Origin of the sequence: Clostridium sartagoforme (genome assembly GCF_004794105.1) — a bacterium.
Taxonomy (GTDB): domain Bacteria; phylum Bacillota; class Clostridia; order Clostridiales; family Clostridiaceae; genus Clostridium; species Clostridium sartagoforme_B.
In genome coordinates this window covers 1,076,250-1,100,104 of the sequence record NZ_SRYR01000001.1, presented here as the reverse complement: position 1 = coordinate 1,100,104, position 23,855 = coordinate 1,076,250, and the positions used below count along the sequence as shown (strand labels likewise).

Sequence of the window (23,855 nt, the reverse complement as noted above, 5' to 3'; positions counted from 1 at the left end):
AAATGATAGAGTTAATTAAGTTATTTTGTAAAATTAAGGCTGTCAATTAGGCAGCCCTTTGCTATTTTTATATTTTAATTCTATCTCAGTAGTTAAAATTTAAATTTGTGAGGTATTTATATGTTAACTCCAATGATGAGACAATATTTTGAAATAAAAGAGAATTATAAGGATTGTATATTATTCTTTAGACTAGGGGACTTTTATGAAATGTTCTTTGATGATGCAAAAATAGCATCTAGAGAATTAGAGCTAGTTTTAACAGGAAGAGATTGTGGCCTTGAGGAGAGAGCCCCTATGTGTGGTATACCATTTCATGCTGCCTCTTCTTATATAGCTAGGCTAGTTAATAAAGGATATAAAGTTGCAATAGGTGAGCAGGTAGAAGATCCTTCTGTAGCTAAAGGTATAGTTAAAAGAGATGTAATAAAAGTTATTACACCAGGTACTTTTGTTGAAGCTTCTGAAGATAGTGAATATAAAAATACATATTTAATGTGCGTAATTGAAGATGATATAAATTACGCTTTAGCTATTTCTGATATATCTACAGGCGAATTTAAGACAACATCATTTAATAACAGCATGGCAACTCTATTTGATGAGATAACTAAGGTTGCACCAAAAGAAATAATAGTTGATGAAAATATTAGTGAAGAGCTTTTAAAAGAAATAAAATCCATATCACAAGCTTTAATAACTAAGAGGAACTTAAATAAGGAAATATGTAGTGAAGATGATTTAATAAATCAATTCTCTGAAGTATGTGTAGCTAGTTTAGATAATTCTTCTAAAAAAGCATCTATGGCTTTATTAAAGTATATCTTTGATACCCAAAAAATGAATCTAACTAATATCAACTTACTTGAACATTATGACATAATAAACTATATGACTATAGATGGTAACTCAAGAAGAAATTTAGAGCTTACTGAAAGCTTAAAGGAAAAGTCTAAAAAGGGTAGTTTAATTTGGGTATTAGATAAAACTGCTACATCTATGGGAGGAAGAGCCATAAGAAAATGGATTGAAGAACCTCTTATTATTAAAAATGAAATAGAAAAGCGTTTAAATGGTGTAGAAGAGTTATTTGAGAAAAACTACTTTAATGAAGATTTAAGACTTTTACTTAAGGAAATATATGATATAGAAAGAATAGTAGGGAAGATATCTAATAAAAATGCCAATGCAAAAGATTTAGTTTCATTAAGGCATTCTATATCTAAGATACCAGGAATAAAAAATCATTTATCTGAAGCTAATTCAGACCTATTAAAGGAATGGTTTAATGCAATAGATGAATTAGAAGACGTTAAAGAATTACTAGATAAATCCATACTAGATGATCCATCTCTTTCAATTAAAGAGGGAAATGTTATTAGAGATGGATATAATGATGAAGTTGATAGCTTAAGAACTGCAAAATTACACGGTAAAGAATGGATAGCTGCTCTAGAAAATAGAGAAAGAGATTTTACTGGAATTAGATCTCTAAAGGTTGGATATAACAAAGTTTTTGGATATTATATAGAAATATCTAAAGCCAATTATTCTTCTATTCCTGAAGGTAGGTATATAAGAAAACAAACTTTAGCTAACGCTGAAAGATTTATTACTCAAGAGCTTAAGGAAATGGAAGATAAGATTTTAGGAGCTGAAGAAAAGCTAATTTCACTAGAATATAATCTATTTATAGAAATTAGAGATGCTATTGAAAAAGAAATACCAAGACTTAAGAAAAGTGCTAGGATAATTGGAGATTTAGATGCTTTATCTACTCTTGCTATAGTAGCATTAGAAAACAATTATATTAAGCCAGTTATTAATGAAGATGGGATTGTTGAAATAAAAGATGGAAGACATCCTGTAGTAGAAAAGGTTATTGGTAACGGTGAATTTGTTTCTAATGATACATTAGTAAATCAAGATGAAAATAGATTATTATTAATTACAGGTCCAAATATGGCAGGTAAATCTACTTATATGAGGCAAGTAGCATTAATAACTCTTATGGCTCAAATAGGATCCTTTGTTCCAGCTACAGCTGCTAATATTTCAATATGTGATAAAATATTCACTAGAATAGGAGCATCTGATGATTTAGCAGGTGGAAAATCCACATTTATGGTAGAGATGTGGGAAGTTTCAAATATCCTGAAAAATGCTACTAATAAGAGTTTAGTTTTATTAGATGAAGTAGGAAGAGGTACTTCAACTTATGATGGATTAAGTATAGCCTGGTCAGTAATAGAGTATATTTCAACTAATAATAATTTAAAATGTAAGACTCTATTTGCAACACATTATCACGAATTAACAAAACTTGAAGGCACTTTAGAAGGAGTTAAGAATTACTCTGTAGCAGTAAGTGAAATAGATGATAATATTATCTTCTTAAGAAAGATAGTAGAAGGTGGAGCTGATCAATCTTATGGTATAGAGGTAGCTAAGCTTGCAGGCCTTCCAAATGAAGTAATAAACCGTGCTAAGGAAATCCTATCAACATTAGAAGATACAAATACTAATGTTAATAATAAGGAGATTGCTATTGAAAGTGTTGAATTAAAGAATACTAATAGCAAGGATGCTAATAGTAACTTTAATGATAATTATAAATTGGAGACTAAGGGTAATGAAAAGTCTAAAAAAGTTAAAGAAGATAACTTCCAATTAGATTTTACTATGATAGAAAAAGAAAACTTACTGAACTCTATAGCTAATATAGATGTTATGGCATTAACACCATTAGATGCTATGAATGCCTTATATAAACTAACTATAGAGGCTAAGAAGTTAAAGTAATTTAAAGGGTGAGTATATGAAGAGAATTAATATATTAGATGAACATACTTCTAATAAGATTGCAGCTGGAGAAGTAGTTGAAAGACCTTCTTCAGTTGTTAAGGAGTTAGTTGAGAACTCAATAGATGCAGAAGCTAAGAATATCACTATAGAAATAGAAGAAGGCGGATGTTCTTTAATTAGAATTATTGATGATGGTAATGGAATTCATAAAGATGATATTAAAAAGGCATTTATGCCTCATGCTACTTCAAAAATAAAAGATGTAGAGGATATATATTCTATTTTGACATTAGGCTTTAGAGGTGAAGCCTTAGCATCTATTGCAGCAATATCTAAGGTGAATTTAAAAAGTAAAACTAAAGCAGATGAATTTGGAACTGAAATAATTATTGAAGGTGGAGCAATTCAATCTACAAAAGATATAGGATGTAATAAAGGTACTATTATGGAGGTAAGAGATTTATTTTATAATGTACCTGCAAGAAAGAAGTTCTTAAAGTCAATATCAAGAGAAGGTTCTTTAATAGGTGATATAATTAATAGAATTGCATTGTCTAACCCAGATATATCAATAAAGTTTTATAATAATGATAAAAAGGTTTTACATACTTATGGAACGGGAAATCTAAAGGATGTAATTAGAACTGTATATGGAAAGACTATTAGTGAAAATATAATTTACTTTGAAAGTAAAGAGGAAGATATATCACTATATGGATATATAGGTAAAGAAGAAATATCAAGGGGATCTAGAAATAATCAAAGTATTTTTGTTAATGGTAGATATATTAAAAATAAAACTATTGTTGCTGCTGTGGAGAATGCCTTTAAATCCTTTGCTACAGTGAATAAATTTCCTTTCTTCGTCTTATTTTTAGAAGTATATCCTGAGTTTGTTGATGTTAATATTCATCCAACAAAGGCAGAAATTAAATTTAAAGAAGATAGGATAATTTTTAAAAAAATATTTGATTTAGTTCATAAGGCATTCAAACTAGAAGTTTTTAATGATTTTTATATTCCAGAAGAAGAAAAGGAAGAAAGTGAAGAAATTATTAAAAGAGATGAAGTTGAGAATATCTCTTTTAATATGGAAGTAGTAACAAGAGAAGAAGAAATATATAAAGAGCCAATCATAAATAAAGACTTAGATAATCTTTCTTATGATGATATAAAGAAGGAAGAGGAATTATATAAGGCTCTTAAAAATAGTAATTTAGTTTATAATAACAATAATATTAATAAATCAGTACCATCTGTAGTTTTTGAGGAAAGAAACCAAATAAACGAAGATAGAAAGCCGTTAAATAATGAAATTAATAAAATTGCTAAGTTTCCTGGCCTAAAAGTAATAGGGCAATTTAATAAAACTTATATACTGGCTGAATATGATGAAGTGCTATATATAATAGATCAGCATGCGGCCCATGAAAAAATACTATTTGAAAAATATTTAAAGAATATCGAAGATGGTGATATAGTAGTGCAAACATTATTAGTTCCTACTTTAATAGATTTAACTACTGATGATTATTGTTACTTTGAAGAAAATATAGATATATTTATTAAGGCAGGATTTATAATAGAAAAGTTTGGTGGAAATACTATTGCAATTAAGGAAGTGCCATATTTTCTTGGAAAATTAGATGCTAGGAATCTATTTATAAATATATTAGATAATATAAAATCCTTAGGAAGCGGAAAAACAACAGAAGTTAAATATAATAGGATAGCAACTTTAGCTTGTAAAGCTGCAGTTAAGGCTAATGATTATTTAAATGAAATAGAAATGGAAAGATTAATAAATGATTTAAGATATATAGATGATCCTTTCCATTGTCCACATGGAAGACCTGTAATAATTAAATTTACTAATTACGAGCTAGATAAGAAATTCAGAAGAATTGTTTAAAGGAGAAATAATGAATAATAAATTACTAATTATTGCAGGACCAACTGCTGTAGGAAAAACAAGCTTATCCATTAAGCTGGCAAAAGCATTAAATGGAGAGATTATCTCTACTGACTCAATGCAGATATATAAGTATATGGATATAGGTTCTGCTAAGATAGGCAAAGATGAAATGGATGGAGTTATGCATCATATGATAGATGTTGTAGATCCTAGAGACCCATTTTCAGTTGCTGACTATAAGGAAAAAGCAGATAAGGCTATAGAAGATATTTTAAGTAGAAATAAACTGCCTATTTTAGTAGGTGGAACTGGCCTATATATAAATGCTTTAACTTGTAAAATGAATTTTACTGAAGCGGATAAAGATGAAAATTACAGAAATGAACTTGAAAGTTTAGCTGAAGAAAAAGGAAATGAATTTATTCATAATATGCTAAAAGATGTTGATCCAGTAAGTTATAATGAAATACATTATAACAATAGAAAAAGGGTGATTAGAGCATTAGAAGTCTATAAATTAACTAATAAGCCTTTTAGCTCCTTTAATCTTGGTGAGGAGATCTATAATGGACCTTATGAAGTTAAGTATTATGTTTTAGATATGAATAGGGAAGCTCTATATGATAGGATTAACTTACGAGTTGATATAATGATGAAAAATGGGTTATTAGAAGAATGCATAAAACTAAGAGAAATGGGGTATAATTCTTCTATGCAGTCAATGCAAGGTATAGGTTATAAAGAAATGTTTTATTATTTAGATAATAAAATTACTTTAGATGAAGCTGTCGAGATGATAAAAAAAGGTTCTAGAAACTATGCTAAAAGACAATTGACTTGGTTTAGAAGAGATCCAAGAGCTATATTTATTAATAAAGATAACTTAAATGAAGAGGAAATTTTTAATAAAATACTATTGGATTATAAAAAATAGGTATTATAATTTATGGAGGTAGCTATGAATAAACAACCAAATAACTTACAAGACATTTTCTTAAATGGTGCAAGAAAAAGTAGGATTTCAGTAATTATTTATTTAACTAACGGATTTCAACTAAAAGGTTATGTAAAAGGCTTTGATAATTTTACTGTAGTTTTAGACAGTGATGGAAAACAAATGTTAGTTTACAAGCATGCTATTACTACAATAACTCCAGCTAAACCAATATTATTTGCTAATGAAGAAGAGTAGGCTATTAAGCCTACTTTTTTTGTAAAATAATAAGCTAATATTTTAAATCATAAGTAAATATGTTATTATAGTTTTTATAAGGGTGTAGTTATAGTGTTACAACGCCATAACGCCATAATACATAAAAAGTAGTTCATTCCTATTTTGAATACTTTTTAAATAAGAAGGGAGAAAGCATATTTTATATATGCGGCTTAAATTATGTTAAATCTAACTGAAGAATTAATGATTAAAGAATTTAAATTTACAGAAAAGACTTTTGAGCTATACAATAAAGCTTTAAAAGATGTAGAAGAGGTTTTTAATACATATGATGAAATTAGAGAGTATAATCAATTAAAAGTATTAAAAGCATTTCAAGAAGAAAGGATTAGTGAATCACATTTTACTAATTCATCAGGTTATGGATACGATGATATTGGAAGAGATACTCTTGATAAAGTATATGCAAGAATATTTAAAACTGAAAGTGCTTTAGTAAGACCTCACTTTGTAAATGGGACACATGCTATTGGTTGTGCTTTAATGGGGAACTTAAGAACAGGAGATACAATGGCTTGTATATCTGGAGCACCATACGATACATTACATAATATAATTGGTATAAGTGGTAAAGAAAATATAGGATCACTTAAAGAATATGGTGTAAATTATAAGCAAGTAGATTTAAAGGATGGATATTTTGATTTTGATAAAATAGAAGAAGTCTTAAGGGAAGATAGCACTATAAAACTAGTACATATTCAAAGAAGTACAGGATATGGATGGAGAAATTCATTCTTAGTTTCTGATTTAGAAAAGGTAATATCTTTTGTTAAAGGTATTAGGAAGGACATTATAGTTTTTGTAGATAACTGCTATGGGGAATTTATAGATACTATGGAGCCTACTGAAGTGGGAGCAGACCTAATAGCTGGATCCTTAATAAAGAATATAGGTGGTGGAATAGCTCCAACTGGTGGCTATATAGCCGGAAAAGAAGAGTATGTGACTCAAAGCTCATATAGATTAACAACTCCTGGAATAGGAGGAGAGTGTGGCTCTACCTTTGGGGTTATGAGACAGTTCTACCAAGGTTTATTCTTAGCTCCACACGTAGCTATGGAAGCGGTAAAAGGAGCTGTTTTCTGTTCTAGAATAATGGAGCTTGCTGGATTTGAAGTTCTTCCAAAATATAATGAAAAAAGAAGTGATATAATACAAGCAATTAAATTTGGTAATAAAGAGAATTTAATAAAATTCTGTAAGGGTATTCAAAAAGGATCACCTATAGATTCTTTTGTAGAATGTGAACCTTGGGCTATGCCAGGATATAATGATGAAGTTATTATGGCTGCTGGTGCCTTTATTCAAGGGTCATCTATTGAGCTTTCAGCAGATGCTCCAATAAGAGAACCTTATATAGCATATCTACAAGGTGGGCTTACATTTGATCACGCTAAGATAGGGATATTAATTTCTTTAAACAATATTTTGAGTTAATTAAAATAGGACTACCTAATGGTAGTCCTATTATTTTTCAATGATAATATTATTCAAATTTAATTTTATATTACTACCTTTAAAGTTATGTTTTAAAATATTTAAAAGATATATTAAATCTTTCATTGAAATTATAGCAGTAGCTGAAGCAATAAGGTATAAATAAAAATTAAATTCTAAAAAGTAGCTTAATACAGTTGGTACTACAATTAAAAAAATAAATGGTATTAATATTGAAAGAATATATCTTGATTTAGAAACTACACTTTTTGTAATAATAGTTGAGTCAAGTGTTAATGGATTTAAGGTAATTATAATTTCGTCATTAGAAAATACTTTAGGTAATAATAGAGATTTTATGATAGAGTATGGCAAATCTATAATATAGTACAATGGTATTAAGAATAGCACAAACTTAACACCAACTTTAATAAAGTCATCTCCAAAGAAAAATAAGCTATATCCTAATCCAAAAGCATATATTACTGCTATAATCACTTTAAAGATCAGTATATTTCTTGAAGATTTATCTTTATTAATAACTGCAAACTCCTCATTATCAGTAACATTAGGTTTATTAGATTCATTAGTAAATTGATTTCTTTTATTTATAATAGAAATTTTCAATTTATAAACCCTCCTCATAAAAAAATAAGAGCCATACATAATTAGTGTATGACTCTTATAAATTAATATGCTCTAAATAAACCAACTAATTTACCAAGTATTATGCAATTTTCAACAATAATAGGAGATAGGCTATCATTTTCTGGCTGTAATCTTATATGATCTTTTTCCTTATAAAATGTTTTAATGGTGGCTTCATTTTCAATTAAAGCAACAACAATATCTCCATTTTTTGCAGTTTGAGCTTTCTCGATTATGGCGTAGTCGCCATCGTTTATCCCTACATTTATCATACTATTACCGCTTACCTTAAGCATAAATAATTCTTCGTTATGACTTATGTATTCTATTGGAAGTGGGAAAGTGTCTTCAATATTTTCAGTTGCTAATATTGGTTCCCCAGCTGTAACTTTCCCTATTATAGGTATATTTAACATCTCTTTTTTTGAACCGGACATTTCCATTATTTCTAAAGCTCTTGGCTTAGTAGGATCTCTTTTAATTAATCCTTTTTTTTCTAATCTTTTTAAATGACCATGGACAGTAGAAGTAGATCTTAAATTAACTGCCTCACAAATTTCTCTTACTGATGGTGGGTATCCTTTATTTTCTGTATACACCTTTAAGAAGTCATATATTTCTCGTTGCTTATCTCTCAATTCCATCATCAAACACCTCGCTTTATTTAATTAATTATAACATAGTATTAGTAAAATATCAAACTTATGTTCTTTAAATAGATAATATGTTTGCGTATTTAAAATAATTTTGATATAATAAGCTTTATGAAATAATGTCTAATAGGTGGTGTTTTAGTGAATATTAGAAATTTTAATGAAGATGATATATGTGATATATATCCAAATAGAATTTGTGATAACTGTGGTGATTGCTTAAAAGAAGAAGGAATAGATGTAAGAGCTATTAAAATAGAAGATATAGCTAAGAATGTTGAAGAAAATGCATTTTTAGAAGAAGAGTATAAAAAAATGTTAGCTTTACTTAAGGAAGAAGGTTCTTTAGATAAGTTAGAAAATGATACTTTTGATGAGTTAAAAGGAGAAGAAAGTCAAGAATACATTGATGCTTTTGATCATATCGAGTATATAGATGACTTAGAGTTATTAGATGAAGAGAATTTTGACGAAGCAACTGAAGAGATATTCCCAGGTGTAAGAAAGTTAAAAACAAAATATTAAGATAAAAGAGCTGCTTAGGCAGCTCTTTTATAGTTTAGATAATGGATTAGAGTTTGCAGCTTCTCTTAATATTTCTTCGTCTACGTGAGTATAAATTTGTGTAGTAGAAATATTTTCGTGTCCTAATATACTTTGTAAACTTCTTATATCTACATTACCATGTTTGTAAAGTAAGGTGGCAGCAGTATGACGAAGTTTATGAGGAGTATACTTTTCATTTTCTAATCCTGAATTAGTAATATGTTTCTTTACTAATAATTCAACAGTTCTTTTATTGATAGGTTTAAAGCGGGAGGAGAGTAGTAGATACTCTTTATCCTCAGGTAATGCTTTAGAATCATCTCTGAACTTTAAATAATTTTCTATAGCTTTCAAGCAAGCATCATTCAAATATACGGTTCTTTCTTTATTACCTTTTCCTATGATGGTTAAAGTATCACCCTTTATTTTATCTAATCTTATCCCACATAATTCAGATAATCGCATACCACAATTCAAAAATAATGTTAGTATACAATAATCCCTATGATAATTTTTACTTTTCTTATCTAAAGAGCTCAGTAAATTAATGCTTTCATCTAAAGTCAAATATATAGGATGCCTTTTACTTATTTTAGGAGATTCCAAATCGAAAGTAGGATTTTCATCTATGATTTTAGCTTTTCCTTGCAAGTATTTAAAATAAGATTTTAAAGCAGCAACTTTACGAGCTCTAGCATAAGTTCCATTTCCACGTTGTTTTTCTGAAAAACTTAAGAATGCATAAATATCTGTCAATTTTATATTTCTAATAAAATCATTATTTATATCTTTAATATCAATTTCTTCAAATTCTAAATCGGTATCTGTAACTAATCCTTTATAGACTTTTAAGAATTTAAAGAATAATGATAAATCAATTTCATAAGCTTTTATAGTATTAGGGGATTTACCCTTTATAGTCTCTAAATAATCTAAAAAACTCGAAAGGCTCTGTGGTAAATTTTTCGATTCAAGAATTTCTATTCCGAACTTATTTATTAATGTTAAATTATTAGAATTTGAATTTTTATCAGAATTGAATTCAATATCAGTATGAAAATTCTTTTTATTTATTTTCTTTGCCTTTTTTATAGATCTATTTAAACCCAGTTCTTTTAGCCAAATTTGAATATTTCTAACACCAGTATCGTATATTAGAGATAATTGCGAAGTAGTTAGTTTATGAATTTCAGATAATTTAAATATATCTTCTATAATATACTCATATCCACGAGAAACTCCTAAATTGTAATAATTTGAGTAAGTAATATGTAGTTTTTTCTTATCTTTATTAGATAATTCTACAGTTAACAGTTTAGTAATATCATCACTATAAGCGAAATCTTTATATTTATTAGTTGTATTTCGTATTTCAGACATTTTTTATACCTCCAAAATGCTTCTAAAGCCTTGATTTCATTATATCACAGCTTATCTAACAATTCAATATAGCGAAATACGCTAAATGTATATTTAGCGAAATTATTTTATAGTATTTCATAGTGTACGTATTAAATATTATGTAAAGTAATTTCATTAGCAATGTTAAACATTGCCATTATTTATATGTTGATTTCATTATATTCTAATTTATTAAACTTATTTATATATATTTTAGTTTTATTTATTTCTTTTCCTTCTAATAAGTAATACCAAAAATCTTTTTCAAATCCTTTTATATATGTTATTTTATCATCTTCGTAAATTTCAAATTCATTCTTAAGCGAATTTAGATTCCACAACTTAATCTTAGGCATATCATAACCAGCTAATATCCATTTTTCTTCAATATCATTATAATTATTAATATCTAAGTCTTTATCATCATTATATATAAATAATATAGATTTTGGAGATTCTATTCTCTTAATATCTTTTTTTATTAATGTAAATAAAAGTAAATCAAGACTTTCATCTAAACTAATATTAACTTCTGATAAGTTTAATTTTATATTATTATAAATATTCTTATAATCCTCCTGTAATATTTTATTGAATTTAGGATTATTTTTAAAGGACATATAGTAGTTTTTAAAAAAGTTGAAATTCAATTTTTTAAATAAAAGCAACGTAAATGTTAATAAATTAATATAAGTATTATTAAGATCTTTTTCATATTCTTTTATTGCATTTACAACTAATGTATTTTCTTTGTAGTAATAAGAACTTAGAATATCATTAACTATTTTATTAGCATTATTATCAAAGTTTATAAATGCATGTTCATCTTTTATGTTGCATTTATATTTATCTACCTCATTTATATCTTTATAGATAATTTGATTGTTTCGTATTCGACGCCTTAATATTGTTAAAATCTTTCTATAATCCTTAGATGAATAACCTAGTAAAATCCTGGTTTTTTTAGCAAGCATTATTGTTTCTTTTGATGAAGCATTTTCCGATTTTAGCCACTTACCTAAAGTTGATGGATTATTTGACCCTAAATCAATTTGAATTTGTTCTTTAAAAATGCTAATAACCTTATCTTCAAACTTTGTGTCAAATAAAGCAAAATAATCATCCCACCTACCATACTTATATATATAGTTTATAATCTTATCTATAATATATGGATGTTCATTAGCTAAGTACCTAATGATTACTTTAAATACACGCCTTTCCCCTACCCCATCCTTTTTATCCCTAATAAAGAATAAAAGTTTTATACTTGTAGTAGTGTTTATATAGAATATATCTAAGAAATCTTGGATTATTTCATCTTCATTACATTTCCTATAATACATTAAATTATTTATAAATTCTTCAATCTCTCCTACTTCATCTACACCATAATCATTTTCTATATTTGTAATTTGAATTAAATACTCTCTTATTTGATTTAATAACTTCATAAATCCTCCTAAATATAAAAAACAAGGCACTTTTAATTAATAATTGTTATATTAACAAGATGTAAGTGCCTTAGATCTCATACAAGATACTGTCTATTCGACTTAGCTGAAGTATCTTTATTTAGTAATATTCTATTGTAAACATTTATAATTTAGAACATAATAATAGTAATTTACGGAATGTAAGAAAAAGTTAATTTTTTTATTTTAATATGTTTATTAAAAAAGAAGATATATAAAACATTACTATGTTTTATATATCTTCTTTTGATATTTTCTACTTATTATTCTTAAAAATATTAAATGGCTTTCCTACTGGTAAAAATACCTTTCCGAAGTGAGTATTTAATACTGATGCACCACAACCATAGAATGATAATATAGCAATACCCAATTCTGAGTATGCAGCTAAATTATGTGTAAACTCTGGCATAATATTAAATGAATTTAATGCTAATCCTATAAATAAAAAGTCTATTAATACAAAGATTGAAAATAAAACTTTATGAGTTTCCATTGATCCTATAGTCATAAATAATGTAAATATTAAATAAGCTAAGAAAGCAAATCCTAATTGCTTTGTATCAGCTGCTGCAGCTAGCTTTTCACCAAATATTCCATTTTGAATAAGCCAAGTCATACCCATTGAATACCAGAAAAACGCATAAGCACCGAATGCTGTAGCACCAAAAGTATTGTTATGTTTAAAATCATTTAAACATGCAACTAATTGAGCTGTAGCTCCTAGGAATATAGCCCAAGGTAATACTAATGATACACCTGAAGTTATACCTAATTTTTGTGATGAAGCAACAAGTGTAATTACTGCTAAACCAAATAGACCTAATGCAGAAGGATCTGCAACTAATATTTTTACTTCTTTTGTTTCTTTCATAATTTCCTCCTATGTACAATAAATAGCCTTTAAAAGATTAACAAAATTTATATAGCATGTCAATAAAATATTTAATTAATATCAATATTTTAATTTTGAAATATGAACATCATTAACTAAATTTATAAAGCTATACATTATTAATACATTATCAAAATTATAATTTTCATAAAATTCATTAAAGTTATAAGGAAAACTCCTTAAATCTACAATATAAACTTCCTTGTAATTATTGGCTAAAAATTGAATATAAGAATTGGCATAAGAATCCTTAATAACAAGTATTTTCGAATTACCCTGAATCTCCTTATTATTTATAACTGTTAGACCGTTGTTCCCTCTTAAAAAAGCTGAATATTTATCACTGCTGCTCCACTTTTTATCATCATTAAGACTATCTACTTCTACCCCATCAATAGTTATTTCAATATTATTAATATCATAAAAAGTTATAGTATCAGATTTTGCATTAAATTTCTTACTCTTTGAAAAATATGTGCCGTAAAAGTCATATACATAATTAGGCTTTAATGACTCTATTTCTACTGGTGAAATATTATTCATTTTTGAAAACTCTTTATAGGCTAAATATGCCCCATAAGAAGTCCAATGGTGATCAGTTTTATAATATATATATTCATCTTTCTTTCCTTCTAGTAAAGCAACTAACTCTATATTTTTAGTATTATTAAAGTTTGAATATATATTTTCAATATAACTCTTTTCATCTATTAAATTTATTCCTTTCGGAAGTAAATCTTTATATATAGTAAAAGAACTCGGAATAATCATAAATGATATATTACTCTCAGGATTTCTATCTGTAAAATCTTTTATCGTTAATAAGTTCTTTTCTAACGACTTATTATCTATGCTTTCTACCTTATCAAAAAGAAAATTCTCCTTACCATAAATAATATTGTTATTTTCTAATTTACCTAATAATAATTCACATCTTGACTTCAAATTAATCCAGTTATCCCTAAGTATAAATTGATCATTAATATACCTTTCATAATTTTTAGAAAATCTTCCGCTTAGAAAATCACTATAGTTAATATTAGGTTTTTGGGCTAATGTTCTATTTTCGTAATTGGAAAAATATATATCACTATTAAATATATCAATAAGGAAAACTATAAAAATAAAGGCTAAAATGATAAAGGTTAGTGGATATTTTTTTAGTTTTTTCATATATTAAATCTCCTCTTAAAACCTAAAGTATAAAAATGGGTTATAACTACTATCTACTAAGTAAGCTATTGATAATAAGAATAATATAAAAATTATTACCTTTCTTATATTCTTATTTATTTTATTATAAAGCTTCTCAATTAATGGCGTTGAAGAAACGGTACAGATTATAAATATAATTAGGTAATTTCTTAAATAAAAAATATAATCTAAAGTTAAATCTAAAGTAAATAACTTACCTATATATAATCTTAATGTATTTAAATCAGTAATAGCAAAAATACACCATCCTACTAATAAGATAAACACTGTGTATATATGAGAAAACATAGTGTATCTATTTAAAACCTTTGATAAGAATAGCTTTTCTAGGTATATAAATATAAAAAAGTATATACCCCATAATATAAAATTATACTCAGCTCCATGCCAAAATCCAGTTAAAAACCATAATAATAGTAAGTTAAAAAACAGTCTTTTTTTAGATACTCTATTTCCTCCTAAAGGAATGTAAATATACTCCTTTAGCCATGAGCCTAAGGTAATATGCCATCTTCTCCAAAACTCGCTTATACTTCTAGATATATAAGGGAAATTAAAATTAGTTGGAAAATTAAATCCAAGGATTTTACCAAGACCTATTGCCATAGATGAATATCCACTAAAATCAAAATAAATTTGAAATGCAAATGCTAATATAGATAACCAAGCTAGGGGCATTGAGATGCTTTCTATATTTTTATTACTAATTTCATTCCATAGCATACCTATATTATTTGCAATTAATACTTTTTTTGAAAGCCCAATTATAAATTCTTCAAGGCCTTGTTCAAAATTACTAAAAGATACACTTCTAACTTTTATCTCTTTATTAATATCGCTATATTTAACTATAGGACCTGCTATAAGTTGAGGAAACAATGAAACAAATGCTCCAAAGTCTATTATATTTCTTTCTGCCTTAAACTTCCCCCTATAAACATCTATAGTATATGATAAGGTTTGGAAGGTATAAAAGCTTATTCCTAATGGAAGTGCAACCTTAATAGTATTTATAGATGTATTAAAGAGTAAGTTAATATTTTCTATAAAAAAGTTACAATATTTAAAAAAGAATAACATTCCAATATTAAAAATAATTGATAATATTAATAAGAACTTGCATTTCCTTCTATTCTCAAAATTATTTTCTATTTTTATTGAAATAATATAATCAACCATAATAGAAGCTATCATTAAAGGGAAGTACTTTGGTTCACCGAAAGTATAGAATATTAAGCTGAAAATAAGCAGAGATAAGTTCTTATATTTATTAGGTACAAAAAAATACGTAATTAAAAAAATAGGTAAAAATCTGAATATAAAAATTAAACTACTAAAAATCATAAAGGATCCTTTCTAAAAAAATAAGCTGTCAAAAGACAGCTTAAATTAATTATTTAAAACATTCATCAACAGCTGCTTCAGCTGTTTTAACATCTTCATTAATTAATAATATTACATAATTTCCTTTTTCTTTTAAAACTGCATTTTCAACCTTTTCTTTTTGGTCTGGTAAATATGCATTATTCTTTTCTGTATCAAGCATTTCTTGTAAAGTAGCTTTTACTGCTTCTACCTTACCATCCTTAGCTTTTACAACAGCAGCAATATCTGCAGAATTAATAATTGCAGCTTTAGTAATAGCATAATCTTCAACATTATCAAGGTCTAGCTTAGCTATGTCCTTAGCTAATTCTTCGTCAAATTCCATAGGCATTTGCATAGGTGCTTTTTCCTCTACTTTTTGAACTACATCTTTAGCAGTAAGTCCATCTTTTAATTCAGATGTGTTTGATGCTTTAGTTCCACAAGCAACAAAAGATGCACAAACTAGGATTAGGCCTAGGCTTTTTAAAAGTTTCTTCATAGTTAATCTCCTTTTAAGATATTACGTTTTACACTAAGATTATACTATATTTATTATTATCATAAAAGAACTTAATTAAACATTTTCATCTTTTTTGTAATTAATAATTTTATCATTTAAATCTTCTAAATACTCAAGTCTTTCATATTTAAATAAAAGTTCTTCTTCTACTTCTTCTTTTTCCTTTAATATTTCATTTAAAGCACCATAATTAGTTGCGTTTTCTTCTATACTCAACTCTAAACTAGATATTTTGGATTCTAGGTCCTCAATTATATCATATATTTCTTCAAATTCTTTTTGTTCTTTAAATGTAAATTTAGGCCTTGTATCCTTATTTTTATATGACTTATTAATCTTATTGTTGTCTTTAGTAGCAGTTACTTCATTGGAATTTTTAACAGCCTCATATTCTTTATAAATTAAATAATCACTATAATTACCTATAAATTCTTTAATTACTCCATTGCCCTCATAGGAGAATATTTTATTACATAATCTATCTAAAAAGTATCTATCATGGGATACTATAATAACTACTCCTAAGTATTCATCTAAGAAATCTTCAAGTATTTTTAATGTTTCTATATCTAAATCATTAGTAGGCTCATCTAAAATTAATAAATTAGGTGATTCCATTAGTATTCTTAATAAATGAAGTCTTCTTCTTTCTCCACCAGATAACTTTTCAATAGGAGTATATAATGTTGACCCATCAAATAGGAACCTTTCAGCTAATTGAGTTGCAGTAATCATATATCCATTTTCAGTTGGAATATTTTCTCCACCTTCTTTAATATAATCTATAGCTCTTTGATTTAAATCCATATGACTATTATCTTGTGAAAAAGATCCTAATACAACAGTTTCACCTATATCGATGGTCCCAGTGTCAGGTTTAATATTATTTGTAATCATATTAATTAAAGTAGTCTTACCAGCACCATTCTTACCTATAATCCCTACTCTATCACTTTTAGTAAAAATATAGTTAAAGTCTTTAATTAATATCTTATCATCATAACTTTTAGATAAATTATTTATTTCTAATATTTTTTTGCCAAGCCTTTTACCTACAAAAGGAATTTCTATCTCTGAATTTGCTGGAGTATATTCCTTGCTAACTAATTCATCAAATCTTTGTAATCTAGCTTTTTGTTTTGTAGTTCTAGCCTTTGCCCCTCTTTTAACCCATTTCAACTCTTTAATTATTAGTTTTTGTCTCTTATCTTCTAATGTTGATTCAAGCTTCATTCTATCAGCTTTTTTCTCTAAGAAATCACTATAATTACCTTCATATTCATATAATGTACCTCTATCTAGTTCTAGTATCCTATTAGTTACTCTATCTAAGAAGTATCTATCATGGGTAATCATTATTAAAGCACCTTTCCTTGAGTTTAAGTACTCTTCAAGCCATTCTATCGATTCAGAATCTAAATGGTTTGTAGGCTCATCTAGGACTAATAATTCACAAGGCGTAATTAAGGCAGAAGCTAAAAAGACTCTCTTTTTTTGTCCACCTGATAATTCACTCATTTTTTTATTAAAATCATATATTCCAAGCTTAGTTAATATTGTTTTTGCATCACTTTCTAAATCCCATAAATTTAGAGTATCTATTTTACTTTGTAATTCTATAAGTTTATTACTTAAACTATCATCCTTTTGAACTTTTTCTAAAATGTCTTCATACTCCATTAATAATTTCATTTCTGGAGTATCTCCTTTAAAGATTTGTTCTAATACAGTTGATGAACCTTCGTAAGGAGTGTCTTGTGATAAGTATTCTATTCTTAGATTCTTACTCTTAATGACCTTTCCATCGAAAAATTCATCTTTTCCTGTTAATATTTTTAATAATGTTGATTTACCAGCACCATTTAGCCCTATAAGGCCTATCTTATCTCCATCATTTATATTTAAATTTACATCTTTAAGCAATATTTTTTCACTATATGACTTATTAATTTTTTCTAATGTTATTAAATTCATTTTTATCTCCTTAATTTTGTCTACTCATATATATTGTAAATAAAAAAGTAAGCTTAGACAACAATAAATATCTAAGCTTACTTAATATTATAAATTATATATATGTTTCAACAAACAATCTACATATGCAGTCTTATAGAATTTTAAGTGAAAAATACTTTTAAAGTAAACTACATCAATTGAAAGCATCGATTTTTAAAATTTTATATAAGTTGTCAAGCTAATTCAATTTCTTAAATATTTTTCATACGAAATATAAATTAATAAAATGTAAAACTTTATTACAACTTATATAGTTTTATTCTAATGCTAATCTATCTTTATATTTATTTTCAATCAGTCTAAATACAGGTACTCCTACTAAAGTAACTACTACAAATTCCCCTGCTCCTACTTGAATCATACTTAACACCATTGGTAAGTCAGCTACAATATTAAGCATCCATCCTATAATTAATCCATTGAATATTGTTGGCCAAAGGGATGCTAATACTAAGCTAATCTTCTTATTTCTTATGTACTTTCCAGTTAAATAAACACCAGTTACACTTAAGAATGTTGCTGCTGTTCCAAATACTATATCCATTAATCCATAGCCACCAAAAATATTTGCAATTAAACATCCAACAGTTAATCCAACTATATAAAATGGATCTATAACTGCTAAAAGAACTAAGATTTCTGATATTCTAAATTGTACAGGCCCATAGCTAATTGGGGCTAAAATAACTGTTAAAATAGTATAAATAGCTGCTATCACTGCAGTTTTAACTAATTTTTTTGTAATATTATCTCTCATATAATCTTCCTCCAAATAATTAAATATAAAAAAGGTGCCTAAAATATAGACACCTCAAATTAAACGAAATTAATAAAAGCAATAAATATAAAAAATAAAGTAGAGGATATATAACCCTCTACAATAAAAATCACATTTAATATAAATTGCAATTAATTACCGTAGTTTTGTTTATAGACAGGAGGTTTCCGAACTGTCTTATTAAGTTTACTAATATATTATATTTTATTTGTATATGCTTGTCAATGACTATATTTAAGGTGCTGTAGCACAATGAAAAATTAATAATGAAGTATAATTATTCTTCAATAAACTTTAATATATTCTTCAGCTCCTCTTCTCTATTAAGCCATAAACTTCTTTGCCATACCCTATAGAATCTTTTATCATTTTCTAGTAAATAATTACTAAACTCATATAGTGTGGATTCCTTCTCAATAGAGTCATTTATATTAAGTGAGTTAAATAATATAAAAGATTCCCTATTATTATGGTTGACTAATAATGAATCCATTGGCAAAGTAGTATATTTAGTTACAGAATAGCCCTTACTTTCAAGATAAGCCTTTGTAGTATATAGTGTATCTTCATTTTCGCTTATTTTAATATTATCGATATATGTGAAAGTATCAAATAAATTAATTGATTCAATTTCTGCAATCTTATCCTTAGAAAGGATAATTAAATTATCTGTTATAGACTTTAAATAATGTATATGTTTTTTTATCTCTTCATAATTTATTTCACTTATTATTAGGAGGTCATACTTCATAGGCAATTTATTTATAATTTTTATATTATCTATATCATAATTTAAGTAATATAGAGGTATAAGATTTAATGCTTTATATTCATCTGAAACATCCTTAGTAAAAAGATAGAAGTTTTCTCTTAAATAATTCTCCCAAATAAAGTTTAAAGAACTTATAGTTAGGCTTTTTTTCATTTCTATCTTTGATTTAAGTTCACTAAGAATACTATCATAATTATTAATTTTATCTAAAATTCCCCTATTCTTTATTTCTTCCTCTTCTATTTCATAATATATCTTCATTATAGCTAAGTTGTTTAGTAGATTTTGAGTGTTATTTTTATCTAAAGAATTATTATAGCAATATGACAACATACTTATCTCTATATTTGATAATTCATCAACTTCTAAAGAGAGCTCTTTAAATTTACTTAGTAAATCAAGTATCTTATTATACAAATCAATTGATTGAACTATGCTCTCTCCCCTTAATATATTATTTATAAGGTTTAAATACTCATCTTCTACTAGGACTTCTTTTATTTTAGCAGTTTTATTTAAGATAAAACTAAGTTTTTCATAGTTATTTATATATTCATTATATATTTCATTTTGTAATAAATTATATTCTTCTTTACTTTTTGATTTCTTAAAGAAATTAAAAAACTTATTAGCTTTTAAATTGGTTGCTTTTGAATAATTAAATTTAATATTAACCTTTTTAGATAAATTCTCAATATCTTCTATCTTCATATTAGTATTTGAATTGAACTCATCTATAAAGTCTTCTGTATATTTAGATATAGCTAAACTATAAGAACCATTTTTGTTCTGAGCTAATAGGTTAATACTCTTAAATGATTCTAATATATCCTCATATTCCATAGAAGGTTTTATAAGCTTTATATATTTATTATCCTTTATTCTCCTATATCTAATATATTTTGTAACCATATCAGATTCAATTAGCTTGTTAGCTGTTTCCTTTACTTCATTATAGCTATAATTTTTAAGAGGACTTTTTATTCTAAAAATTCTATAGTTTTCATATAAATCATCTATTTTATTAATTTTTCTTTTAGTAATCTTATACTTATATATAAGATTAATGCCATTTTTATCTTCACTATATAGTATTTTATTAAACTCCTTTAATAAGTCTATTTTTTTACTTATTTCTCTATTGATTAAACCAACCTTACTTATTAAAGTGCTTCCAGTACGCTGTCCTAAATTCTTAAATTCTTTATTAAGCTTTTCTACTATATCAATGGGTATATTTATTTCATTCAAATTTATAATTTTATCTTTAACAATTTCAATGCTTTTAACATCATACAACTTATCAATATCTTCACTAGAAATAATAAGGATATTCTTCTTATTATATAGATAATTAGATATAAAATTATTTAATAAAAATTCTTTTTCATTTAAATTTTTATATATCATATTAATGGTGTTATGATGCTTCTCATTAATATAGCCATTTATAACAAAATTAATATAATACTCCTTATATGATTCTTTATTCTCCATAAGTAATTTGCTTAAGTTTTCTTAAGACTCCTCCTTAAATTTTAGTTATTAATACAAATATATTCATAGGATAAAAAATTATAATAAATAGTTAGCTTTTTATTTTTTTGTCAATAATAGATATATATGTGTTTCAATTAAGGAGGTATTAATTTGAAGAAGCTAGTTAAAGGTATTAAAGCTTTTATAGCTTTATTTTTATTAGTAATTATTTCTTTTCTCATTTATTATAAAGGGTCAATTTTATTGATATTAGATATTTATAGAGATCTTAAAGACTCAAATAAAAGTATAGAAACATTAGGGGTTTTAACAGGATATGAGGCTAGCAATTCTATGGAAGTAAAACATTTAAAATATAAAAAATCAAAATCAAAGGATGTTTACTTGGATTTATACCTCTCTAGTAATACTGAAAAAGCATCACCTGTATTAATATATGTACATGGTGGTAGTTGGATCTATGGTGATAATACTATACCAATAGGACTAGAGCCAATAATTAATGCCTTTAATAATAGAGGATTTACTATTATTAGCTTGTCTTATGAATTATTAGATGATAGTAATATAGATTTGAAAGATCCTATTACAGATGTTAAAGATGCTATAAGATGGGTATACAAAAATAAGGATGAATACAATTTTGATACAAAGGATATAGGCCTTCTTGGAATATCTTCAGGAGCACATCTATCATTAATGGCTGCTTATACTGATGATGAAGCTTTTAAGGGTGATAATAACCTTTCAAGTTACTCCTCTAAAGTTAAGTATGTTATAGATATATTTGGTCCTACTAACTTAAGTACATTAGACTTTTCGTATTTAAATTTAAACAATAGAAAAATAAAGAAACTAATAAACTCAAATGAAGAATTAGATAAATATAGCCCTATTAACTATATAACTAATAAGGCTCCTGATACATTAATAGTACATAGTATTGAAGATGAGCTAGTTCCATATAAGAATAGTGAGGAATTATATAATAATCTTCTATCAAATAGTATAAATACGAAGTTAATTACATTTAGCAAAGGAAGCCATTTCTTTTCAGACTTTAATAAAAATGAAGTTTTTATGGCAATTATAAAAGTATTAAACTTCTTAACCTCTAATACTTCTCTATAGTTTATAAGGTAATAAAGCACAGTTTCAGTATTAAGTAGTTATAACTAAAAAGTATTTATAATAAATCTAGAAATAGATTTACTTTTAATCAATAATATATAGAAGGTTTATATTATAATGCAAAAATAAACATCCCTCTGTTGCTATTAGCAGAAGGATGTTTATTTATCTAATTTTAAGTAATTTCGAAGGAATTACCACCTTAATTATTCATTTTAATTTTAATTCCTAATTGTTATTGCATCCGTATTTTTCATAGTAAGCCTTTATAGCATTTTTCATATTATCATCTATATAAACCTTACCATTTACTTCTCTATTATATAAGTATTCAACTACTTCAGCCATAGTAACAATAGCATATGTAGTTATTCCAAAGTGTTCTTTAATTTCAACTTGAGCAGACTTATCTGACTTTCCTTTTTCCATTCTATCAACTGATATTATAAGACCTTTTATATCTACATTTCCTTGTGCCTTTAGAATAGGAGCTGTTTCGTATATTGAAGTACCTGCTGTCATAACATCTTCAACTATTACTACCTTAGTATCATCTTTTAAGGAACCACCTAAAAGTATCCCACCTTCACCATGATCCTTAATTTCTTTTCTATTTGAGCAATATTCAACATTTAAGTCGTATAAATCCTTTAATGAAATTGCTGTAGTTACAGTTAAAGGTATTCCTTTATATGCAGGTCCAAATAGAACATCTATATCCATTCCAAAATGTTTATGTATAGCTTGAGCATAAAATTCTCCTAGTTTCTTTAATTGTTCCCCTGTTGTATAATTGCCTGTATTAATAAAAAACGGTGTATTCCTTCCACTTTTTGTTACAAAATCACCAAATTTTAATACATTACTTTCTACCATAAATTCAATAAACTCTTCTTTATATCTTTCCATACTAAGCATTCCTTCCAGTATAAGTATTTAACAAGCCTAGTTACTTGTCTGTATAATTTTATCATTAAATTAAGGAAAAAACTAGATGAAAAATTGGGGCTGATATTAAAAACAGCCCCTTAATGAATATCATTATACTTTTAGTCTCTAGCTTCTTTATCTAATTGATATAATCTTTGTCTTTCAGGTAAAGTTAGCTCTAAAGAACCTTCACGCCTATTTATAAGCTTTTCTAACTCTTTAAATTTTTCTTCACCTAATTTAGTTTTGATTACATAAGTTTTCATTTCTCTTAACTTATTTTTTTCTATACCAGTTAATAAGTCACCATTTTCAACTTTTGTTCTAAAATTATTTAACTCTTCCTTTTGTGAGGCATCTAGATAACCTTCATTTTTCGGAGTCCAAAAGTCATCAAATTTATCTTTATTATTAATACTGTACTCTACTTCATTATACACCCTAAAGGCATTACTTTTATGTTTAACTTCATCATTATTAATAAAAGTAAAACTAGAAGTTAGTATCGTTGCAGATAAAATAATTGTAGCTAAATTAATAACCATACTTGTCCCTCCTTTTTAGATATTCACATTATTAGTATATGAATTTATTAAAAATTTAAAGGAGGGAA

At 26.3% G+C, this 23,855-nt stretch carries 20 protein-coding genes; 7 read left to right on the top strand and 13 right to left on the bottom strand.

The genetic code is table 11. The annotated features are described in order from the left end of the window. Positions 1 to 120: 120 nt before the first annotated feature. The 5 genes from mutS (at position 121) to E5347_RS04915 (ending at position 7,394) form a co-directional block, all read left to right on the top strand. On the top strand, positions 121 to 2,802 hold the full coding sequence (gene mutS, locus E5347_RS04935) for a DNA mismatch repair protein MutS (RefSeq protein WP_136005174.1): 2,682 nt from the start codon (positions 121 to 123) through the stop codon (positions 2,800 to 2,802). Positions 2,803 to 2,818: 16 nt separating this feature from the next. Beyond that, the gene (gene mutL, locus E5347_RS04930) at positions 2,819 to 4,717 is read left to right on the top strand and encodes a DNA mismatch repair endonuclease MutL (RefSeq protein ID WP_136005173.1); all 1,899 of its coding nucleotides are present in this window, start codon (positions 2,819 to 2,821) and stop codon (positions 4,715 to 4,717) included. A 10-nt stretch (positions 4,718 to 4,727) separates the two neighbouring features. After that, the gene (miaA, locus tag E5347_RS04925) at positions 4,728 to 5,654 is read left to right on the top strand and encodes a tRNA (adenosine(37)-N6)-dimethylallyltransferase MiaA (protein ID WP_136005171.1); all 927 of its coding nucleotides are present in this window, start codon (positions 4,728 to 4,730) and stop codon (positions 5,652 to 5,654) included. 24 nt (positions 5,655 to 5,678) lie between these two features. Next, positions 5,679 to 5,912 carry an RNA chaperone Hfq gene (gene hfq, locus E5347_RS04920; protein WP_136005170.1) on the top strand — a complete coding sequence of 78 codons (234 nt, stop codon included), beginning with the start codon at positions 5,679 to 5,681 and terminating at the stop codon, positions 5,910 to 5,912. A gap of 201 nt (positions 5,913 to 6,113) precedes the next feature. Beyond that, a complete protein-coding gene (locus E5347_RS04915; protein WP_136005168.1) occupies positions 6,114 to 7,394 on the top strand; it encodes an aminotransferase class I/II-fold pyridoxal phosphate-dependent enzyme in 1,281 nt (426 codons plus the stop codon). 30 nt (positions 7,395 to 7,424) lie between these two features. Here E5347_RS04915 and E5347_RS04910 read toward each other — a convergent pair whose 3' ends face one another. Then, the gene (locus E5347_RS04910; protein ID WP_168354903.1) at positions 7,425 to 8,021 is read right to left on the bottom strand and encodes a DUF3267 domain-containing protein; all 597 of its coding nucleotides are present in this window, start codon (positions 8,019 to 8,021) and stop codon (positions 7,425 to 7,427) included. Positions 8,022 to 8,083: 62 nt separating this feature from the next. Then, positions 8,084 to 8,689: a transcriptional repressor LexA gene (gene lexA / locus E5347_RS04905; RefSeq protein ID WP_136005165.1), complete on the bottom strand. Its 606-nt coding sequence runs from the start codon at positions 8,687 to 8,689 to the stop codon at positions 8,084 to 8,086. 147 nt (positions 8,690 to 8,836) lie between these two features. Here lexA and E5347_RS04900 point away from each other — a divergent pair, with 147 nt between their 5' ends. Next, a complete protein-coding gene (locus E5347_RS04900; RefSeq protein WP_136005164.1) occupies positions 8,837 to 9,220 on the top strand; it encodes a hypothetical protein in 384 nt (127 codons plus the stop codon). A 27-nt stretch (positions 9,221 to 9,247) separates the two neighbouring features. On the opposite strand, the gene E5347_RS04895 is transcribed toward E5347_RS04900, so the two are convergent. From E5347_RS04895 to E5347_RS04855, 9 genes are all read right to left on the bottom strand, one after another. Then, the gene (locus E5347_RS04895; RefSeq protein WP_243109747.1) at positions 9,248 to 10,240 is read right to left on the bottom strand and encodes a tyrosine recombinase XerC; all 993 of its coding nucleotides are present in this window, start codon (positions 10,238 to 10,240) and stop codon (positions 9,248 to 9,250) included. 563 nt (positions 10,241 to 10,803) lie between these two features. Further along, the gene (locus E5347_RS04890; protein WP_136005161.1) at positions 10,804 to 12,096 is read right to left on the bottom strand and encodes a DUF2828 family protein; all 1,293 of its coding nucleotides are present in this window, start codon (positions 12,094 to 12,096) and stop codon (positions 10,804 to 10,806) included. Positions 12,097 to 12,373: 277 nt separating this feature from the next. Then, on the bottom strand, positions 12,374 to 12,991 hold the full coding sequence (locus tag E5347_RS04885; protein ID WP_136005159.1) for an acetate uptake transporter: 618 nt from the start codon (positions 12,989 to 12,991) through the stop codon (positions 12,374 to 12,376). Between the two features lie 81 nt (positions 12,992 to 13,072). After that, the gene (locus E5347_RS04880; RefSeq protein WP_136005158.1) at positions 13,073 to 14,185 is read right to left on the bottom strand and encodes a DHHW family protein; all 1,113 of its coding nucleotides are present in this window, start codon (positions 14,183 to 14,185) and stop codon (positions 13,073 to 13,075) included. A 15-nt stretch (positions 14,186 to 14,200) separates the two neighbouring features. After that, a complete protein-coding gene (locus tag E5347_RS04875) occupies positions 14,201 to 15,571 on the bottom strand; it encodes an MBOAT family O-acyltransferase (RefSeq protein WP_136005156.1) in 1,371 nt (456 codons plus the stop codon). 49 nt (positions 15,572 to 15,620) lie between these two features. Beyond that, entirely contained in the window at positions 15,621 to 16,094 is a 474-nt protein-coding gene (locus E5347_RS04870) for a DUF4358 domain-containing protein (protein WP_136005155.1), read from the bottom strand. A 75-nt stretch (positions 16,095 to 16,169) separates the two neighbouring features. Continuing rightward, complete coding sequence (locus tag E5347_RS04865) at positions 16,170 to 18,089, bottom strand: ABC-F family ATP-binding cassette domain-containing protein (RefSeq protein ID WP_136005153.1); 1,920 nt, start codon at positions 18,087 to 18,089, stop codon at positions 16,170 to 16,172. Between the two features lie 298 nt (positions 18,090 to 18,387). Next, a complete protein-coding gene (locus tag E5347_RS04860; RefSeq protein WP_136005152.1) occupies positions 18,388 to 18,888 on the bottom strand; it encodes a QueT transporter family protein in 501 nt (166 codons plus the stop codon). Between the two features lie 298 nt (positions 18,889 to 19,186). Beyond that, the gene (locus E5347_RS04855) at positions 19,187 to 21,178 is read right to left on the bottom strand and encodes a hypothetical protein (RefSeq protein WP_136005150.1); all 1,992 of its coding nucleotides are present in this window, start codon (positions 21,176 to 21,178) and stop codon (positions 19,187 to 19,189) included. A gap of 153 nt (positions 21,179 to 21,331) precedes the next feature. On the opposite strand from E5347_RS04855, the gene E5347_RS04850 reads away from it, so the two are divergent. Next, positions 21,332 to 22,312, top strand: a complete 981-nt coding sequence (locus tag E5347_RS04850) for an alpha/beta hydrolase (RefSeq protein ID WP_136005148.1) — start codon at positions 21,332 to 21,334, stop codon at positions 22,310 to 22,312. A 228-nt stretch (positions 22,313 to 22,540) separates the two neighbouring features. Here E5347_RS04850 and pyrE read toward each other — a convergent pair whose 3' ends face one another. Together pyrE and E5347_RS04840 are read right to left on the bottom strand one after the other, a co-directional pair. Continuing rightward, on the bottom strand, positions 22,541 to 23,221 hold the full coding sequence (pyrE, locus tag E5347_RS04845; protein WP_136005146.1) for an orotate phosphoribosyltransferase: 681 nt from the start codon (positions 23,219 to 23,221) through the stop codon (positions 22,541 to 22,543). Positions 23,222 to 23,361: 140 nt separating this feature from the next. Next, the gene (locus E5347_RS04840; protein ID WP_136005144.1) at positions 23,362 to 23,787 is read right to left on the bottom strand and encodes a hypothetical protein; all 426 of its coding nucleotides are present in this window, start codon (positions 23,785 to 23,787) and stop codon (positions 23,362 to 23,364) included. Positions 23,788 to 23,855 lie beyond the last annotated feature (68 nt).

Bases quoted from the DNA above. Each gene is read 5' to 3' on its own strand.
- E5347_RS04865 (WP_136005153.1), bottom strand. From the start codon at position 18,089: ATGAATTTAATAACATTAGAAAAAATTAATAAGTCATATAGTGAAAAA.
- E5347_RS04860 (WP_136005152.1), bottom strand. From the start codon at position 18,888: ATGAGAGATAATATTACAAAAAAATTAGTTAAAACTGCAGTGATAGCA.
- hfq (WP_136005170.1), top strand. From the start codon at position 5,679: ATGAATAAACAACCAAATAACTTACAAGACATTTTCTTAAATGGTGCA.
- E5347_RS04870 (WP_136005155.1), bottom strand. From the start codon at position 16,094: ATGAAGAAACTTTTAAAAAGCCTAGGCCTAATCCTAGTTTGTGCATCT.
- lexA (WP_136005165.1), bottom strand. From the start codon at position 8,689: ATGATGGAATTGAGAGATAAGCAACGAGAAATATATGACTTCTTAAAG.
- miaA (WP_136005171.1), top strand. From the start codon at position 4,728: ATGAATAATAAATTACTAATTATTGCAGGACCAACTGCTGTAGGAAAA.
- E5347_RS04890 (WP_136005161.1), bottom strand. From the start codon at position 12,096: ATGAAGTTATTAAATCAAATAAGAGAGTATTTAATTCAAATTACAAAT.
- mutL (WP_136005173.1), top strand. From the start codon at position 2,819: ATGAAGAGAATTAATATATTAGATGAACATACTTCTAATAAGATTGCA.
- E5347_RS04840 (WP_136005144.1), bottom strand. From the start codon at position 23,787: ATGGTTATTAATTTAGCTACAATTATTTTATCTGCAACGATACTAACT.
- E5347_RS04855 (WP_136005150.1), bottom strand. From the start codon at position 21,178: ATGGAGAATAAAGAATCATATAAGGAGTATTATATTAATTTTGTTATA.
- E5347_RS04880 (WP_136005158.1), bottom strand. From the start codon at position 14,185: ATGAAAAAACTAAAAAAATATCCACTAACCTTTATCATTTTAGCCTTT.
- E5347_RS04885 (WP_136005159.1), bottom strand. From the start codon at position 12,991: ATGAAAGAAACAAAAGAAGTAAAAATATTAGTTGCAGATCCTTCTGCA.
- mutS (WP_136005174.1), top strand. From the start codon at position 121: ATGTTAACTCCAATGATGAGACAATATTTTGAAATAAAAGAGAATTAT.
- pyrE (WP_136005146.1), bottom strand. From the start codon at position 23,221: ATGGAAAGATATAAAGAAGAGTTTATTGAATTTATGGTAGAAAGTAAT.
- E5347_RS04915 (WP_136005168.1), top strand. From the start codon at position 6,114: ATGTTAAATCTAACTGAAGAATTAATGATTAAAGAATTTAAATTTACA.
- E5347_RS04875 (WP_136005156.1), bottom strand. From the start codon at position 15,571: ATGATTTTTAGTAGTTTAATTTTTATATTCAGATTTTTACCTATTTTT.